The organism is Draconibacterium halophilum (assembly GCF_010448835.1).
Taxonomy (GTDB): domain Bacteria; phylum Bacteroidota; class Bacteroidia; order Bacteroidales; family Prolixibacteraceae; genus Draconibacterium; species Draconibacterium halophilum.
The window spans coordinates 1,824,168-1,839,696 of the sequence record NZ_CP048409.1 but is presented as its reverse complement, the minus strand read 5'-3'; the positions used below and the strand labels follow the sequence as shown (position 1 = coordinate 1,839,696).

Genomic DNA, 15,529 nt, shown 5'->3' with positions numbered 1-15,529 from the left:
GGGAAAAGAACGCTTCGAATTTCGGGCTTCAAACTTCCAACTTTATTGAATGAAAGAATTCTTAAAACTCATGAAACGATTTGTTCCGCCTTATCGGTGGAAAGTCGTCATGAATATTATCTACAATATTTTAGGTGCGCTTTTCGGCACCTTTTCGTTTGCCATGCTAATTCCAGCGCTTGATATTTTGTTCCAAACAAAAGAGCTGGTAACCGAAAAAATGGAATGGGCGTTTACTGCCGATTCAATAACAAATAATGTAAACTATTACATCAGTTCTTTTATTATTGAACACGGCCAACAAGATGCCTTGCTGCTAATTGGAGCAATTTTGGTAATTGCCACCCTCTTTAAAGTTGGGTTTACGTACCTGGCAGATTTTGTACTTATTGCCTTACGAAACGGTGTTGTTTATGACATCCGGTCACTAATATATAAGAAGATTATCGGGCTGCCTCTTGGTTATTTTTCGGAAGAACGAAAAGGCGACATTATGGCCCGCATCACAAGCGATGTGCAGGAAGTGGAAAATTCTGTTGCCAACTCGCTGGGTATGATGATTAAAAACCCTATTCTCATAATCGTATTCCTTAGTGTTATGATTTACATGAGTTGGTCGCTAACACTTTTTGTGTTTATTATGTTACCGGTTACTGGTTTTATTATCGGGCGAATTGGCCGCAGCCTGAAACGTGTGTCAAAAAAAGGACAAAATAAGTTGGGCGAAATTCTGTCAATTATTGAAGAAGACCTTTCCGGATTACGGATTATCAAATCGTTTAATGCCGAAGAGAAAGCTATCGGACGTTTTCAGAATGAAAACGAGAATTACCGCCTGATAATGAATCGCCTGATGTGGCGTCGCCATTTGGCACACCCGGCCAGTGAGTTTATGGGCACCATTGTAATTGTTATCGTGTTGTGGTATGGCGGACGAATTATTCTTGGCGGAAGCAACTCCTCGCTCACAGCATCCGAATTTATCGGCTACATGGTATTCTTTTATGGTATTATTAATCCGGCAAAAGCATTCTCTACGGCACTATACAGTGTTGAAAAAGGACTGGCCTCCATGCAACGGATCGATCATGTTCTTTCTGCTGAAATAACAATTGTTGATAAGAAAGATGCCAAAGAAATCCTGTCGTTCGAAAAAGATATTGTATACAAGAATGTAACTTTTGCTTACAATAAAGCAGAGGTACTCTCCAATGTAAGTCTTGATATTCCGAAAGGAACAACCGTTGCACTGGTTGGCTCTTCGGGCAGTGGAAAAACCACTATGGTTGATCTGTTGCCGCGTTTCTGGGACATTACAAAAGGTAATATCGAGGTAGATGGCACCGATATTCGCGACCTGAAACTGAAATCGTTACGCAACCTGATCGGAAACGTTAACCAGGAGCCTATATTATTTAACGACACCATAAGAAATAACATTGCTTTTGGAATTGAAGACACCAGTGATGAAGCCATTATACTAGCCGCTAAAATTGCCAATGCGCACGATTTTATTCTTGCAACAGAAAACGGTTACGACACTGTAATTGGAGATCGAGGAGATAAACTTTCCGGCGGGCAAAAGCAGCGTTTGTCTATAGCTCGTGCCATCTTGCGGAATCCTCCAATTTTGATATTGGATGAAGCCACCTCGGCATTGGATACCGAATCGGAAAAACTGGTACAAGAGGCCTTGGAGAACTTAATGAAAAACAGAACTTCGCTGGTAATTGCGCACCGCTTATCAACAATTAAACATGCCAATCTGATTTGTGTATTGCACGAAGGAGAAATTGTGGAACAAGGCACACACGAAGAATTAATGGAGCTTGGCGGACGTTATAAGAAACTGCACGGAATGCAAATGTTTTAACCAATGGCTAGGTGCACCTAGTTACAAGTGGCGAGTTTTTCAATTTTACAATTTAGCAGTTTTTCGATTTATCCGGCAAGAATATCAACCAAATGTATGGTTTTTATGGGAAGCTTTTGTTTTTGAATATAAGCATTCATATTCATCAGGCAAGATGCTTCGGTAGATACAATATATTCGGCTCCTGTTTTTAGTGCATTTTCAACTTTTTGCTCCGTCATAGCCGTTGAAATGTTATGAAATTTGGCAGCAAATGTTCCTCCAAAACCACAACATGTTTCCAGATTTTCCATCTCTATCAATTCCAGACCTCTCACTTCACTCAATAATTTTCGGGGCTCCTCTTTAATTCCATATTCGCGCAAACCGGCACACGAATCATGGAAAGTAACTTTATGATTAAAATCTGCTCCAACATCTGTTACTTTTAAATGATTCACCAAAAAATCGGTAAACTCAAATACCTTTTTCCTGGTCTTATTTGTCATTCTCAGCAACTCCTCCTCTTCTTCAAACAATTTGTGGTAATAGTTTCGAATAAATCCGGTGCAAGATGCAGAAGGTGCCACCACGACACTTGCCTGTTCAAAATCTTTGAGAAATTTTTTGGCCACCGTTTTTGCCTCATCCCAGTAACCACTATTAAAAGCCGGCTGCCCGCAGCAAGTTTGTTTTGGATTATATTTTACATCGCACCCTACCTTTTCCAGCAGTTTAACAAAACTTCCAGCAGTTTCAGGATAAAACTGATCGATAAAACAAGGAATAAAAACATCGATTTGCATTGGCTCGAATTTGTTGTGAAAATAACACTTAAAAGCTGAAGATCTAACGATTTCTGTCAGGAAATTTATTCAATAAAAAAGGCCTTACTAAAGTAAGACCTTTTGTGCTTTCGCACGGGAGGAGAGACTCGAACTCCCGACACCTGGTTTTGGAGACCAGTGCTCTGCCAACTGAGCTACACCCGTGTTTCTTTTTGCGAGTGCAAATATAGTAATTCAATTCTAATTACCTAAGCCGGTGAAGAAATTTATTGCAAATACTCACCCAACACATTTTAGGAATTTATCTTTGAAATTTTTCAGCAAATGATTAAACTCAAATAAGAATAAACGAACTCTTAAAGTAGGGTAAAATTTCGTTTTCCCAACAACATTATTCGTTCAATCTCTAAATTTTGGAACATAATTCCCGAAAAAGTAAACAAAAAAGAGACCCGAAGCCTATATTTGCCTAACTAAGAGCAACTTAAAATCGGTTTCCCGCAAAAAGTTATCAACATGTTGGAGCAAAAAAAATCCATCGAAAAAACTTCGATGGATTCTTGCGGAGAGAGAGGGATTCGAACCCCCGGTACCTCGCGGTACAACGGTTTTCAAGACCGCCGCATTCGACCACTCTGCCATCTCTCCAGATGCGGTGCAAAAGTAGATTATTTTTTTTAAGTACAAAACACTTTTTGACAAATTTTTCAGAAATTACTTAAAAAAAAAGGGAGCCAGGGTTTGGTTTTTTAAAACATATTTATGAATTTAGCTAAAAGTTAGAAAAGTTCTCTGAAACGCTTGATTTTACTGAATGTTTGACGAATTTTAACCCTTGAAAAAGCAGAAAGATTCAGAATATTCTTTACAAAGTACATAGAACTAAGTTATTTATTTTCAATCACTTAATTAATTATTTAAAATTTTACCTTATGAACAAAGCTCAATTACTTGATGCGATGGCCGAAAAAGCAGGCCTTAGTAAAGCTGATGCTAAAAAAGCTCTTGACGCATTTGTAGGTGCTACTACTGATGCTCTTAAAGCTGGGGACCGTGTTGCTCTTATTGGATTTGGCTCTTTCTCTGTTACTGAACGTGGTGCCAGAACTGGTAGAAATCCTCAAACAGGAAAAGAAATTACTATTCCAGCAAAAAAAGTTGTAAAATTTAAAGCTGGTGCTGAATTAGCTGATGCTGTATCGTAACTTATACAAGTTGGTAAAAGAAACTGATTAAAGGGAAGCTAAACGCTTCCCTTTTTCATTTAACTAAATCATACACTAACTAATATGAACTATAAACTTCTTGAATACCTGTCGGGCTACCTTACGCCAAAGCGTCTTGAACTTTTTGACAAGGCATTAAATATGCGCACCAAACACCTTACTATTGTATTGGAAGATATCTATCAGAAACAAAATGCAAGTGCAGTTTTACGCACCTGCGATTGTTTTGGCATTCAGGATGTACATATTATTGAAGACCGTAACGAATTTCAGGTTAACCGCGAAATTGCCATGGGAGCTTCAAAATGGTTGTCGCTGCACAAATACAACAACGCGGAAAACAACAGTATTGAAGTAATTCAAGGACTAAAAAAACAGGGCTACCGAATTGTTGCAACTACTCCGCACACCGACGATCAGGAATTACAGGATTTTGACATTGCAAAAGGGAAAACGGCACTGGTATTCGGATCGGAACTTCCGGGAATAACGGAAACGATTATGCAGGAAGCAGATGAATTCTTGAAAATACCGATGTATGGTTTTACCGAAAGTTTTAATATCTCTGTTTCGGCAGCAATAATACTGCATCACCTTACTCTGAAGATGAGAGCCAGCAATGATCTTGGCTGGCAACTAAGCGATGACGAAAAAGCGGAACTAAAAATGGAATGGATACGAAAAACCTTTAAAAGAAGTGAGTTGCTTGAAAAACGCTTTTATGAAGAGAATAAAGAATAAAAAACACGACACATTAAAAAATACATAGTTTTAAAAATCGAACAAAATTCTGTCATTGCACCACTAATTGGCCTAAAGTACGAAGTTGTAAACATGAGGTATCTAAGGTCATGTTTAACTTTGCACTTCAAACGTTACATTTCCGAGATTAAATAATATTTATAGAAACTAAAGTAGCTGCGATAAAATTGAAGGCTTTTAACCATTAACCGGAAAATAAACTACCCCGCTCTTTTCGATTTTTCCCAATTTACGGACTGTTGGCCTTTTACATACCGAACAATACCAAGAATTGCTGCATAATTGATCATCAAAAAATAATAAGGAACAAATAACACTTTCATCCGTACTTTTCTGTTCTCAAAGTACCAACCTAAAGCAGCGGCCAGGTAGCACAAAACCTGCAGATAGAAAACAAATCCATAAAAATTACTCACACTCCACAGATCGTTATTTAATACGAGAAACAAATTTGTTAAAAACAAAAGGAACAAAGCCGGTGGAGCAAAAGCCCAGCGCAATACCTTATGCGAAAAATACTGCCAGCTCAATATGCCGTTTTTAAATGGATTGAGCAATCCTTTCAATCGTACAATAGTTTGAATTCCTCCGGCAGCAATTCTTACTTTACGTTTTAGCTCCTCTTTTACATTAAACGAGGCTGTTTCTTCGGCATAGGCATTTGGTGCATAGGCGATTTTGTATCCGCTTTGAGCAATGCGCAACGAAATAATAAAATCATCGAGTAAAGTATCGGTTTCAACATTCTCAAAAAGCTCAGTTCTTATGGCAAACAGCTCGCCAACTGCCCCAACTGCCGAATTTAATTCCCAGTCCTTACGCTTTATCCACGATTCCATTTTCCAGTACAATCCTTCACCGGCGCCGGCAGCTGCTTCTTCATCTTTCTGAACAATGCGCTTCTCTCCTGCCACACAACCAACATTTGGGTTGCTAAAACAATTTACAATCTCGCGAATGGATTGTTTCCCCAGCAAAGTGTTCGAATCGGAAAAGATTACAATGGGCGCTTTAACAAATTTCATCCCCCGGTTCATGGCATGCATTTTCCCGCGTCGCTCCGGCTGATGATAAACTTCCAGCTCTTCTATTTTTTTTAACAACTCCGGGCTCCCATCATCCGAGCCGTCGGTAACCCACACATATTGAATTTTATCTTTGGGATAATCAAGCGAAAACGCATTTTCCACTTTCTGATCAATGTAATCTTTCTCATTAAAAGCAGTTACAAATAAACAAACTTCGGGCTCGTACGCTTCATTTTCAACTAAAACCTTCCGACTCCCGAACAATTTCTTTAGACCGACAAAAAACCACAAAACAAGCGCATACCCGACATAGGTATAAAACAATAAGAATAAAAATATCCAGAAAAAAACGCTTAAGATCATTTAATGTTTTGTTTGTAAAATTCGATTAGCTTTTTCGTTATTGCTAAATTATCAAAATTCTGTTGGATAAAAAGAGTTGCATTTTTTCCTATGCGTTCAAATAAGTTACGATCTTCAATCAAGCTAAAAACAGCATGCACAAAGCCATTCGAATCGTTAGCTACTAAAACATTTTCACCATCTGTAATGTCAATGCCTTCTGCCCCAATCGATGTAGATACAATAGATTTTCCGAGTGCCATTCCTTCAATAATTTTTATGCGCATACCACTCCCCGAAAACAGCGGAACAATCATAACAGCTTTTGAATTCATAAACTGGTAAGCATCGGCAACTTCTCCCTCAAAAACAACACCATCAACATCCAACTTATCGGCAAACCACTTTGGAGCATTTCTTCCGGCTACATAAAAACGTAAATCAGGGTATTTTTCATGGATTTTCGGCCAGCAATTCTCGACAAACCACAAAACACCTTCCTGGTTGGGGGCCCATTCCAACGATCCGATATGAAAAAGTGATGGAAAATTGAGGTTTGTTGCATCCGTAAGAAGACTTGATAAATCAATACCGGTTTGGGAAGCCTGTTTATCTTTCACATTTCCCAAACGGTTTAAAATATCGCCGTCTCTGTCTGTAATCGGAACCAAAATATCATACGTGTTCAACAACCGGGTTTCAAAACGTTTTATCCTTTTTGAAAGATTTTGTAGGTATAATTTTTTCAAACCATGCGCCAATTTTGCCGTCCGTTTCCAAATTTCAAACTCAACGTTATGAGCACGATAAACCACCGTTGCATTTGAGTTTTTTCGTATTAATGGAATATATGGGCACACATAAAGTCCTTCCAGTTGAACGATATCGAATTGGTTTTTGCTTAACAAGTCTTCCAGTGCTTCACTAAATTTTTTATCAATAAACCGAACGGCATTATAAGGTTGCCGCGAAAATATAAGATTTACCAAAGCTTCGAAAACATTTATTTTTGCCGGAACATCCACCAATTTAAATGTGGCTAATTGTTTTATTTCTTCGGGAATCTCATCGAGTTGAACATGATGTTTTATAGTGTTCATTGCCAGCACGGTCACCTTATTTCCCAGCTGCGAAAATCCTTTTGTTAAATTCATACAGGCAATGGCCCCACCATCCTTGGCTGGAAAAGGAACCTTATTTGTTACCTGCAATATGTTCATTCCGGCTTAATCGTTTGATTTCTTTTTTGAGAAAAACCTTCCTAGCCCCAAACGGGCAAAAAACTTCGTATAGGTTTCGGCCGACATAATAGCCGAATCGGTTGCTGCTTTATAGCTTAACCACACGCCGACAGGGAGAAAAATATAGGAAGAAAACCACATACCGTTAAACATTGCCCAAACATCCTCGCGCGCAGTCTTTTCTCCACTCATGGAAACAATGTAATATAAAATGAATAAGAAAATTGATACCACCACTGGCATTCCCAATCCTCCTTTACGAATAATTGCCCCTAAAGGTGCACCGATAAAAAAGAAGATGAGCACAGCTATTGATAGTGTAAACTTTCGATGGCGCTCCATCCGGTACTTATTCAGCATTTTCTTTTTGCTATAAAGCTGCCCCTGGAACATATTTATCTGTTGCATATTGCTTCGAGCCCGGTCGAGTGCACTTTTAGCAATATCGGCCTGCACCCATTTATCGAGACCACTATAATAGGCATCAAAATCGAATATCGAATCGGCTTTTGAATCGACAATATCACGTTTCAACGAATCAGCTTTTGCGGTAAGGTTGTACATTCTTCGCGTTATTGTTGGGGTTATATTAATCTGCATCATGTAATTTCTTAACCGGTCGTAATAATCATCGGTCAAGCTGTCATCGGCAGTCTCCAACTGATCGATAGTGAGCATCCGATACTGGTTCTTAAAGATACTTTCATCGCGACGGTTAAATTCAAAATTGCGGACTTTTACCCGGATAGTCTGTTCTTCAAAACGATTTCGCTGATATGGATACGTTTCCGTTTTAGTTCGATCCTGCGATTTTTGCTCCTGATAAGTTACTCCGCTATAAAGGTTAAGCACCATGTACTTTTTGTCTTCCGTTATTCGCAACAATCCTGAATCGGCTACGGTAACACTTTCGTTGGGTTTATTCTTTGTGTGGTCGTAAATCAGCAGATCGTATAACATTTTTGTATCGTTATCTCTACGACCAACTTTAATACTGTAACCATCCATTTCGTTAGTAAAAACACCTTCTTGCAAAACCAGCTCGGGCCTTTGCTTCTTAACACTGTACAGAAGTGTTGAAAATTTCAGATTAGTTTTAGGGAGAATATTATTGGAGAAATAGAAGGCGGTTCCGGTAATAAGCACGGCAATAACGATTAATGGCTTCATAATTCGGAAAAGTGAAATTCCTGAAGCTTTCATCGCAACTAACTCGTAATTTTCGCCCAATGCACCAAAGGTCATAATTGATGCCAACAGCATTGCCAGTGGAAAAGCCAGTGGAAGTAAAGCAAAGGATGCATAAAACATCATTTCGCCCAATACTTTAAAATCGAGCCCCTTGCCCACCAGATCGTCTACATACTTCCACAGGAACTGCATAAGCAGCACGAAAAGCACAATAAAAAAGGTCATAAAAAATGGACCTAAAAAAGATTTTATAACAAAAAGGTGTAGACGTTTCATGTACATTCTTTCATTCTGGAAACGCTTACAAAACTAAGTTATTTTAGGAATTAGTAAAGTAAAAAAGGTTAAGAAACGTTATTGACACCGGAATACGGCTTTCAATAATTGGGAATAAACGACTTATGAACCTAATACATGTTTTAATTCAGCAATTTGCGAATCCCATAAACCTCGTGTTTCATCGATTTCATCTTCATCAGCAAAATCTGTAATCAAAAGAGAAACATCACTGGTAAGTTCATCCCGTGTTATCTTAAATTCGAAGTAAGTTTCTTCTTCATCAACCCAGCTAAACCTAACCAAACGATTTTCTTTGTGCAAAGTCATCTCCGCGGTTTGCTCCGATCCTTCCCATATAAAAGTATAATGTTTTCCTCTTACACGCACATCATCGGCAAACCACTCTGTTAATCCCGAGGCCGTATTTAGTCTGTTATAGAGCACTTTGGGAGAACAGTTAACAATGTATTCCAGGTTAATCTTAACTTTACTAGTCATATGTTTGATTTTTGGCAATATAATTAATAAGAACGTAACTTACAACTGGTTAAAAACACAGGAATAAAGATAATTTGAAATTTTGCAGAAATGGTTACTCGAAATAAAAATAAATACTATATTTGCACCGCATTTTTGGAAAACAAATGGCGAGGTAGCTCAGCTGGTTAGAGCGCGTGATTCATAATCACGAGGTCGGCGGTTCAAGCCCGCCTCTCGCTACTTAAAAACACTAGGAGTCTGGTAATTACCGGGCTCCTTTTTCTTTTTAGGTGAAACAAATATTACACATATAATGTAGTGTAAATTCACAGCTTTTACCAGTAATCGCCCTGCTAAACAAAGCAATAATCATTGAATCAGTTTGGGGTTGAAAATTAAGTTTGAACTGCAATTCTTGAAGCCAATTTTGACAACCTCTTCTCATTCAGTTTTTGAATCCCAACGTGTTACTATTTTTCTTGATAAAAAACACCCGATATTCTTCACTGTCTTTTTTATTCAGCCAGTGCCTGTAACTCATGCTCAACGATTTATCGATTAGCGGAGCCGGAATAAAAGGTGCAATCACTTGAAGTATTTCATTCTCATTCAATTTTTTAATGGCCGACATTACTTCATGAACAGGCTGTTCTCCGGCATTCAGCATTTCACGGATATCAATGGTTTCCGCAATATTGCGCTCTTCAAACCAAGCCGGTTTTTCAGTGGTGTAATTTTCAGTTTCATCGCCTACACCATCAATATTGGTTTGGCCAACCTGGCTTCTTAATTTATTAATTAGCTCTTCCACTTTCAGTCCGCCGATTGTTGCTGCCTGATTCAACGTGGTGATTTTTGTAATGGTCTTGCGTAACACCGGATTTTTCAACTTTTTAAAAGGCGGTGCTGCACTGATTAACACATCTTCGAGCTGTGGATAGGCCTCCAGCAGGTCGTATATTTTTGTTTTAGGTGTAATGATCAGTTTGTTCATTATTTTATTCTTTATCATCAGTATATGACAAAATCCTGCGTTCGCCTTCAAGATTTCGGTTCTCTGTCAAGTCTTGCGAAACCTCCAAAGTCCCCATGTATTCTCCTTGTTCATCACGAAGCGCATAATATTCAATTTTAATAAATTTACCTTTCATTTGTATCCAAAAAGGTGCATGTGAAGCTTTTCCCGACTTAAAATCTTCCAGTATCTTTTCAACAATATGCGTACTCCCCGGCGGGTGGCACAAACGCACATCGCGATTGATTATGGAGCGGCTGCGGGCAAATATCCGTTCTTTTCCCTGGGTAAAATATTTCACCTTGTCGTTTTTATCTACAAAAGTCATATCGAATGGAACGGAATTCAGAATGGCTTTTATTTCCGCTGCCGAAAAACTGCCTGAAGATAGTTGAATGTTTCCGTCGGAATTAATGTCACTTTCGGTTTCTTCTTCGGTAAATCCCTCAGGCTTCCAATCTGCTTTTGGATCGTAAAGTGCAAATCCATATTCTAATGTTTGCTTGTGAATATTCCACCAATCTTCAGTAGTTAGCACATCCATAGCCATTGGGAATAAAATTTCTTCTTCTTTCTGAATCATATCAACCAAACCCTGGATAGCTACATAAAACAACAGTTCGAGTGAATCAAACAGATCTTCAGGTTTAAGGCCCGGTGTTTTCAGAATGCCAATACATGCTTTCAGCTGATCCCTGATTTCGTCGTGTTTACCCCACATTACTTTTGGTGGTCCGGTAATTTCATTTTTCTCGAGATAAGGAAATACTAAATACTCTTTTCGCTGATAGTGCTTATCAACGTCCATTAACTGATTAAAAAGACTCTCCAGATTCAGCACATAGTTTTTGAAATCTTCTTCGCTCACATCTGGCAATTGATTAAGCTGTTGTTTTGCCTGTTCAGCCACTTTTCGTAATTCAACATTCTCGTGTTGAAACACATCAACCGGATGTCCTTCAGGAATAGTCTTTGCCCCTGACAAATCTACATTCCCTTCGAGCACTGAACCATGAACATCGCAAAGTTTCAGCACTTCCTCCTCGGGCAAGCCTTCCTGCATTAATTCCTGCTCTACTTCCACCACCTCGCCGTATGGGATGTTTTTTAACGATTCAATTAACTCTTTCCGCACACTTTCTGCAGATTCTCCCTCATGCAGTTTTAAAATCAACTGCTTTAATTGTTCCTTTCTGTATTTCGAATTGTTAATTAGTTCACTCATAACCTACTCCTCAAATTTTATAATTTGTACCGGGCAATTCTCCGCCGCCTCTTTTATTTCATGTTCGTATAAATGGTAATCAAGCCCGGGCACCACAATCATTTTATCAAATACTTTAAATACCCGCGGCGCAAAAAGATTGCACATCTTACAGGCAATGCAGGTGTTTATACTGTCGTCTCTCCATACTCTTTTAATCGCCACCCAAACATTCTTTTAACAGTGAATCAAGTCAGATTTAGTAGACAAAAAAACTTTTTAAACAATCCCTCTGTTTAAAACAGCTTCACCTTTTCTGATTTTCTCCGACAGGGCTTGAATAGTTTCTTCCTTAACGATATCGAAAAATTTATCGCGTACCTCCTTATACTGTTCATGTAACGGACACGGATTATCATTGTTACATGATTTTAACCCAAACCCACATCGATGAAAACAGGCATCGCCCTCCAGTACATGAATTACCTGGTACAGCGTCAATTCTTTCTGTTCGCTGTTAAAAAAAAATCCACCTCCCCGGCCTTTAGCCGAATCAAGTAACCGGTGCCGGGTTAGTGTTTGTAGTATTTTTGCTGAAAACGCTGACGGCGCTTCAATTTCTTTTGCAATTTCTATAACACCCGGTCGTTTCCCTTCCCAGTTTCTGAGCTGAACAAAAACCAGCGAGCGAATTGCATATTCAGTACTTTTAGCCAACATAAGCTTATTTTTTCGAAATAATTTCTTTCTCCAAAGCTAATGCTTTCAAAAATAAAATGTTGTTCTCTAAATGAATATGTCGGTGTAAATCCTGCTCAAAATCATTTAAGGTCTGATAAGTAATGCGATAAGTATTACAACCATCTGACGGACAGGTATAATTAGATGTTAATTCGGCAATTTCAAAAAATCGTTCGCCTTCCGCCTGGTGCTCGTCCAGCATAGCTTGTATGGGTGCATCAATTCCACCAAATTCAGCCGTATTGGAAGTGGTACCATTTTTAAAATTGACTAAACGCCTAATATATGGAAATAGTACCAACTCTTCTTTTTGCATATGTGCTGTAAGGTTACCTGCTGCCGTTTCAAACAATTCACGAACCTTAAAAAGTTCCGGGTGATTTTCGCCATGCACGTCACAAAGTTTATTGAGCTTGGCCTCCAAAAAAGGAATAGTTTCACGAACATAGGAGTGATGTCTTTTCTCGATGTAATCGCACAATTCGTTCAATTCCATCGCGTCAATGTATCTTGAATCAGGGTCGTTTGCCTGCACTGTAGCTTCCAATTCGGGTAACAGCGAATCAATATTGACATTTGCTTGTTCACAGGCTTTTTCAAGACTGATACCGCCTCCACAACAAAAATCGATGTTGTTCCGATCGAATATCTGAGCTGTTTTGTAATTCTCTTTTACAATCTGTCCTACGGTTAATTCTTTTCTTATTTCCATAGCTATTAATTTTTTTGTCAAAGATAAGAATATTCCATAAAAGGACAACCGGGTCTTTTTATAATTTTATTATACATTTGTAATAACAAACATTAAATCAAGATATATGAATTCAAAAAAACTTTGGATCGGTTTTATCCTTGTCATGGTAATTTCGTTTGGAATACTTGGTTATTTTGGCAGGGAAATCTACCGACAAGCACCTCCCATTCCTGAAAAAGTAATTACGCCAGATGGTACAGTTGTATTTACCTCGGCTGATATTAAAGATGGACAGAATGTATGGCAATCAATGGGTGGACAGGAAGTTGGAACGATTTGGGGACATGGTGCATATAAAGCCCCCGATTGGACAGCCGACTGGTTACATAAAGAAGCCCTCTTCATTTTAGATACCTGGTCGCTGGCCGAGTTTTCGCAGTCTTACGATGATCTGCAAGACGAAAAACAGGCACTTCTACAAAAACGCTTACAGAACGAACTAAGAAAAAACACCTACGACCAAGCTTCGGAAAGTGTTGTTATTTCAAAAGTTCGGGCCCAAGCTATTAAAAGTAACAGTGCGCATTACTCTGGCTTGTTCATGAACGATCCCGAACAGGCACATTTTAGAGAAGCCTATGCCATTCCGGCCAATTCGATAAAAGGAAAAGCACGGATGGATAAAATGAATGCTTTTTTCTTCTGGGCAAGCTGGGCTACAGTTACCGAACGCCCCGGGAAAGATATCACCTACACCAATAACTGGCCTCCAGAAAAACTAGTCGGGAATGAACCAACAGGAGCCTTGCTTTTGTGGACAGGATTTAGTGTAATTATTTTACTTTTCGGAATCGGACTACTGGGCTGGTATTATGCCACTAATCGAGAAGAAGAGGCCAATCATAATATCCCTAAGGTAAATCCTCTATCAGGGACCAAACTCACGCCATCGATGAAGGCAACCTTAAAATACTTTTGGGTGGTGACAGCACTTATTCTTGTACAAATTTTTATGGGAGTAATAACGGCACATTATGGAGTTGAGGGTCTGGGGTTTTATGGCTTACCCCTGGCCGATGTTCTCCCCTATTCTATTTCAAGAACCTGGCACATACAACTGGCTATATTTTGGATAGCAACGTCGTGGCTGGCCACCGGACTTTTTATTGCGCCTGCTATTTCAGAAAAAGAACCAAAGTTCCAGCGTTTTGGTGTAAACTTTTTGTTTATCGCCTTGCTGATTATTGTTGTTGGTTCGCTTGCCGGACAATGGATGGGAGTTATGCAGAAGCTGGGACTCGTAGAAAATTTCTGGTTCGGCCATCAGGGTTACGAATATGTTGACCTGGGCAGGTTCTGGCAGATCTTCCTTCTTATTGGCTTGGTGTTGTGGTTATTTTTAATGGGGCGCGCAATTTGGCCGGCTATAAAAGCCAAGAATGAAAATAGACATTTGCTAACCATGTTCTTAATCGCATCTGTTGCTATTGCTGCGTTTTATGCAGCAGGCTTAATGTGGGGACGACAGACCCACCTTGCTATTGCCGAATATTGGCGTTGGTGGGTTGTTCACCTTTGGGTAGAAGGATTTTTTGAAGTTTTTGCCACAGTTGCAATTGCCTTCCTGTTTGTGCGAATGCAGCTGATTCAGACAAAAATTGCAACATCAAGTGTGCTGTTTTCTACCATTATATTTTTGTCGGGTGGTATTGTCGGAACTTTCCACCACCTGTACTTTACGGGTACTCCAACTGCAGTACTCGCTCTTGGAGCATCGTTTAGTGCACTCGAAGTAGTTCCACTGGTATTAATGGGCTTTGAAGCCTATCATAACATACGAATGAGCCAAGCTAAAGAATGGGTGACCGCCTACAAATGGCCCATATACTTCTTTGTTTCAGTAGCATTTTGGAATTTTCTGGGTGCCGGAATCTTTGGATTTTTAATCAATCCACCAATTGCTTTGTATTACATGCAGGGGCTAAACACCACTCCGGTTCATGGTCATACTGCTTTATTTGGAGTATACGGAATGCTGGGAATCGGACTCATGCTTTTTGTTTTACGAGATATGGATTTAAATACAGTTTGGAAAGAAAAAACAATACGCAATGCATTTTGGATGATGAATATCGGCCTCTTGCTAATGGTTGTACTTAGCGTTCTGCCTGTTGGCCTGGCACAAACAGTTGCCAGCGTAAAACACGGTCTTTGGTATGCGCGGTCGGCAGAATTTTTAGAAAGCCCAACTTTGGAAACAATACGCTGGCTACGAGCAATTGGCGATACAATTTTTGCTGTAGGTGCCCTCTATCTGGGCTGGTTTGTTTTTGGATTAAAAACAGGATGGTCGATCAAAAAGTAGAGAATATTGAAGCCGGGATTTATTCCCGGCTTTTTTTTGAAGTCGATTTTTGTAAATCAATTGGCATAAAACAATTTTTAACTCGTAATTCGTATGTTATGATTCATGACCGATAATCTAAAAAACATTGTGGTTATATCCACTCAAATCGGAACAACTTGATTGAATGGTTATAAGATAGTTTCCTTTATTTAATAACTCGAACGACTCCAATGTGGCAAATCGCACATTAAATGGAGGTTATGCCCTCAAATGTAGCACGTACACTTTCGTACCCACTAATTTCTGCTACAGAAGATTAAAAAAATATGTTTATTTAGG

The 15,529-nt window shown here is 39.1% G+C and carries 14 protein-coding genes and 3 tRNA genes; 5 read left to right on the top strand and 12 right to left on the bottom strand.

The features are described 5' to 3' along the window. Positions 1 to 70 precede the first annotated feature (70 nt). On the top strand, positions 71 to 1,873 hold the full coding sequence (locus tag G0Q07_RS07435; RefSeq protein ID WP_246223003.1) for an ABC transporter ATP-binding protein: 1,803 nt from the start codon (positions 71 to 73) through the stop codon (positions 1,871 to 1,873). Positions 1,874 to 1,941: 68 nt separating this feature from the next. Here G0Q07_RS07435 and G0Q07_RS07430 read toward each other — a convergent pair whose 3' ends face one another. From G0Q07_RS07430 to G0Q07_RS07420, 3 genes are all read right to left on the bottom strand, one after another. Next, complete coding sequence (locus G0Q07_RS07430) at positions 1,942 to 2,658, bottom strand: (Fe-S)-binding protein (protein WP_163345486.1); 717 nt, start codon at positions 2,656 to 2,658, stop codon at positions 1,942 to 1,944. Positions 2,659 to 2,771: 113 nt separating this feature from the next. After that, positions 2,772 to 2,844 (bottom strand) — tRNA-Trp (locus G0Q07_RS07425). Between the two features lie 359 nt (positions 2,845 to 3,203). After that, positions 3,204 to 3,288: transfer RNA gene (locus G0Q07_RS07420), tRNA-Ser, on the bottom strand. Between the two features lie 284 nt (positions 3,289 to 3,572). On the opposite strand from G0Q07_RS07420, the gene G0Q07_RS07415 reads away from it, so the two are divergent. Both G0Q07_RS07415 and G0Q07_RS07410 read left to right on the top strand, forming a co-directional pair. Beyond that, the gene (locus G0Q07_RS07415) at positions 3,573 to 3,845 is read left to right on the top strand and encodes an HU family DNA-binding protein (RefSeq protein ID WP_163345485.1); all 273 of its coding nucleotides are present in this window, start codon (positions 3,573 to 3,575) and stop codon (positions 3,843 to 3,845) included. 84 nt (positions 3,846 to 3,929) lie between these two features. Continuing rightward, a complete protein-coding gene (locus tag G0Q07_RS07410; protein ID WP_163345484.1) occupies positions 3,930 to 4,607 on the top strand; it encodes a TrmH family RNA methyltransferase in 678 nt (225 codons plus the stop codon). Positions 4,608 to 4,828: 221 nt separating this feature from the next. On the opposite strand, the gene G0Q07_RS07405 is transcribed toward G0Q07_RS07410, so the two are convergent. The 4 genes from G0Q07_RS07405 to G0Q07_RS07390 form a co-directional block, all read right to left on the bottom strand. Further along, positions 4,829 to 6,019 carry a glycosyltransferase family 2 protein gene (locus tag G0Q07_RS07405; RefSeq protein WP_163345483.1) on the bottom strand — a complete coding sequence of 397 codons (1,191 nt, stop codon included), beginning with the start codon at positions 6,017 to 6,019 and terminating at the stop codon, positions 4,829 to 4,831. Continuing rightward, positions 6,016 to 7,218 carry a glycosyltransferase family 4 protein gene (locus tag G0Q07_RS07400; RefSeq protein WP_163345482.1) on the bottom strand — a complete coding sequence of 401 codons (1,203 nt, stop codon included), beginning with the start codon at positions 7,216 to 7,218 and terminating at the stop codon, positions 6,016 to 6,018. The genes G0Q07_RS07405 and G0Q07_RS07400 overlap by 4 nt, the downstream gene beginning before the upstream one ends. A 6-nt stretch (positions 7,219 to 7,224) precedes the next feature. Then, entirely contained in the window at positions 7,225 to 8,706 is a 1,482-nt protein-coding gene (locus tag G0Q07_RS07395) for an LptF/LptG family permease (RefSeq protein ID WP_163345481.1), read from the bottom strand. 123 nt (positions 8,707 to 8,829) lie between these two features. Then, positions 8,830 to 9,207 carry an START-like domain-containing protein gene (locus G0Q07_RS07390; RefSeq protein WP_163345480.1) on the bottom strand — a complete coding sequence of 126 codons (378 nt, stop codon included), beginning with the start codon at positions 9,205 to 9,207 and terminating at the stop codon, positions 8,830 to 8,832. A 148-nt stretch (positions 9,208 to 9,355) separates the two neighbouring features. Between G0Q07_RS07390 and G0Q07_RS07385 the strand changes: the two genes are divergently transcribed. Next, positions 9,356 to 9,429: transfer RNA gene (locus G0Q07_RS07385), tRNA-Met, on the top strand. A gap of 205 nt (positions 9,430 to 9,634) precedes the next feature. Here the strand turns inward: G0Q07_RS07385 and G0Q07_RS07380 are convergent. The 5 genes from G0Q07_RS07380 to ric are packed head-to-tail and all read right to left on the bottom strand — an operon-like array spanning position 9,635 to position 12,861. After that, positions 9,635 to 10,183: a DUF1858 domain-containing protein gene (locus G0Q07_RS07380; protein WP_163345479.1), complete on the bottom strand. Its 549-nt coding sequence runs from the start codon at positions 10,181 to 10,183 to the stop codon at positions 9,635 to 9,637. 4 nt (positions 10,184 to 10,187) lie between these two features. Next, complete coding sequence (locus G0Q07_RS07375) at positions 10,188 to 11,429, bottom strand: DUF438 domain-containing protein (protein ID WP_163345478.1); 1,242 nt, start codon at positions 11,427 to 11,429, stop codon at positions 10,188 to 10,190. A 3-nt stretch (positions 11,430 to 11,432) separates the two neighbouring features. Continuing rightward, positions 11,433 to 11,633: a ferredoxin gene (locus G0Q07_RS07370; RefSeq protein ID WP_163345477.1), complete on the bottom strand. Its 201-nt coding sequence runs from the start codon at positions 11,631 to 11,633 to the stop codon at positions 11,433 to 11,435. 54 nt (positions 11,634 to 11,687) lie between these two features. Next, complete coding sequence (locus G0Q07_RS07365) at positions 11,688 to 12,128, bottom strand: RrF2 family transcriptional regulator (protein WP_163345476.1); 441 nt, start codon at positions 12,126 to 12,128, stop codon at positions 11,688 to 11,690. 4 nt (positions 12,129 to 12,132) lie between these two features. Then, complete coding sequence (gene ric, locus G0Q07_RS07360; RefSeq protein ID WP_163345475.1) at positions 12,133 to 12,861, bottom strand: iron-sulfur cluster repair di-iron protein; 729 nt, start codon at positions 12,859 to 12,861, stop codon at positions 12,133 to 12,135. Between the two features lie 106 nt (positions 12,862 to 12,967). Between ric and G0Q07_RS07355 the strand changes: the two genes are divergently transcribed. Further along, positions 12,968 to 15,208, top strand: coding sequence for a nitric-oxide reductase large subunit (locus G0Q07_RS07355; protein WP_163345474.1), 2,241 nt, complete (start codon positions 12,968 to 12,970; stop codon positions 15,206 to 15,208). The last annotated feature ends 321 nt before the right edge of the window (positions 15,209 to 15,529 follow it).

Bases quoted from the DNA above. Each gene is read 5' to 3' on its own strand.
- G0Q07_RS07410 (WP_163345484.1), top strand. From the start codon at position 3,930: ATGAACTATAAACTTCTTGAATACCTGTCGGGCTACCTTACGCCAAAG.
- G0Q07_RS07390 (WP_163345480.1), bottom strand. From the start codon at position 9,207: ATGACTAGTAAAGTTAAGATTAACCTGGAATACATTGTTAACTGTTCT.
- G0Q07_RS07375 (WP_163345478.1), bottom strand. From the start codon at position 11,429: ATGAGTGAACTAATTAACAATTCGAAATACAGAAAGGAACAATTAAAG.
- G0Q07_RS07435 (WP_246223003.1), top strand. From the start codon at position 71: ATGAAACGATTTGTTCCGCCTTATCGGTGGAAAGTCGTCATGAATATT.
- G0Q07_RS07355 (WP_163345474.1), top strand. From the start codon at position 12,968: ATGAATTCAAAAAAACTTTGGATCGGTTTTATCCTTGTCATGGTAATT.
- G0Q07_RS07380 (WP_163345479.1), bottom strand. From the start codon at position 10,183: ATGAACAAACTGATCATTACACCTAAAACAAAAATATACGACCTGCTG.
- G0Q07_RS07405 (WP_163345483.1), bottom strand. From the start codon at position 6,019: ATGATCTTAAGCGTTTTTTTCTGGATATTTTTATTCTTATTGTTTTAT.
- G0Q07_RS07395 (WP_163345481.1), bottom strand. From the start codon at position 8,706: ATGAAACGTCTACACCTTTTTGTTATAAAATCTTTTTTAGGTCCATTT.
- G0Q07_RS07400 (WP_163345482.1), bottom strand. From the start codon at position 7,218: ATGAACATATTGCAGGTAACAAATAAGGTTCCTTTTCCAGCCAAGGAT.
- G0Q07_RS07430 (WP_163345486.1), bottom strand. From the start codon at position 2,658: ATGCAAATCGATGTTTTTATTCCTTGTTTTATCGATCAGTTTTATCCT.
- G0Q07_RS07415 (WP_163345485.1), top strand. From the start codon at position 3,573: ATGAACAAAGCTCAATTACTTGATGCGATGGCCGAAAAAGCAGGCCTT.
- G0Q07_RS07365 (WP_163345476.1), bottom strand. From the start codon at position 12,128: ATGTTGGCTAAAAGTACTGAATATGCAATTCGCTCGCTGGTTTTTGTT.
- ric (WP_163345475.1), bottom strand. From the start codon at position 12,861: ATGGAAATAAGAAAAGAATTAACCGTAGGACAGATTGTAAAAGAGAAT.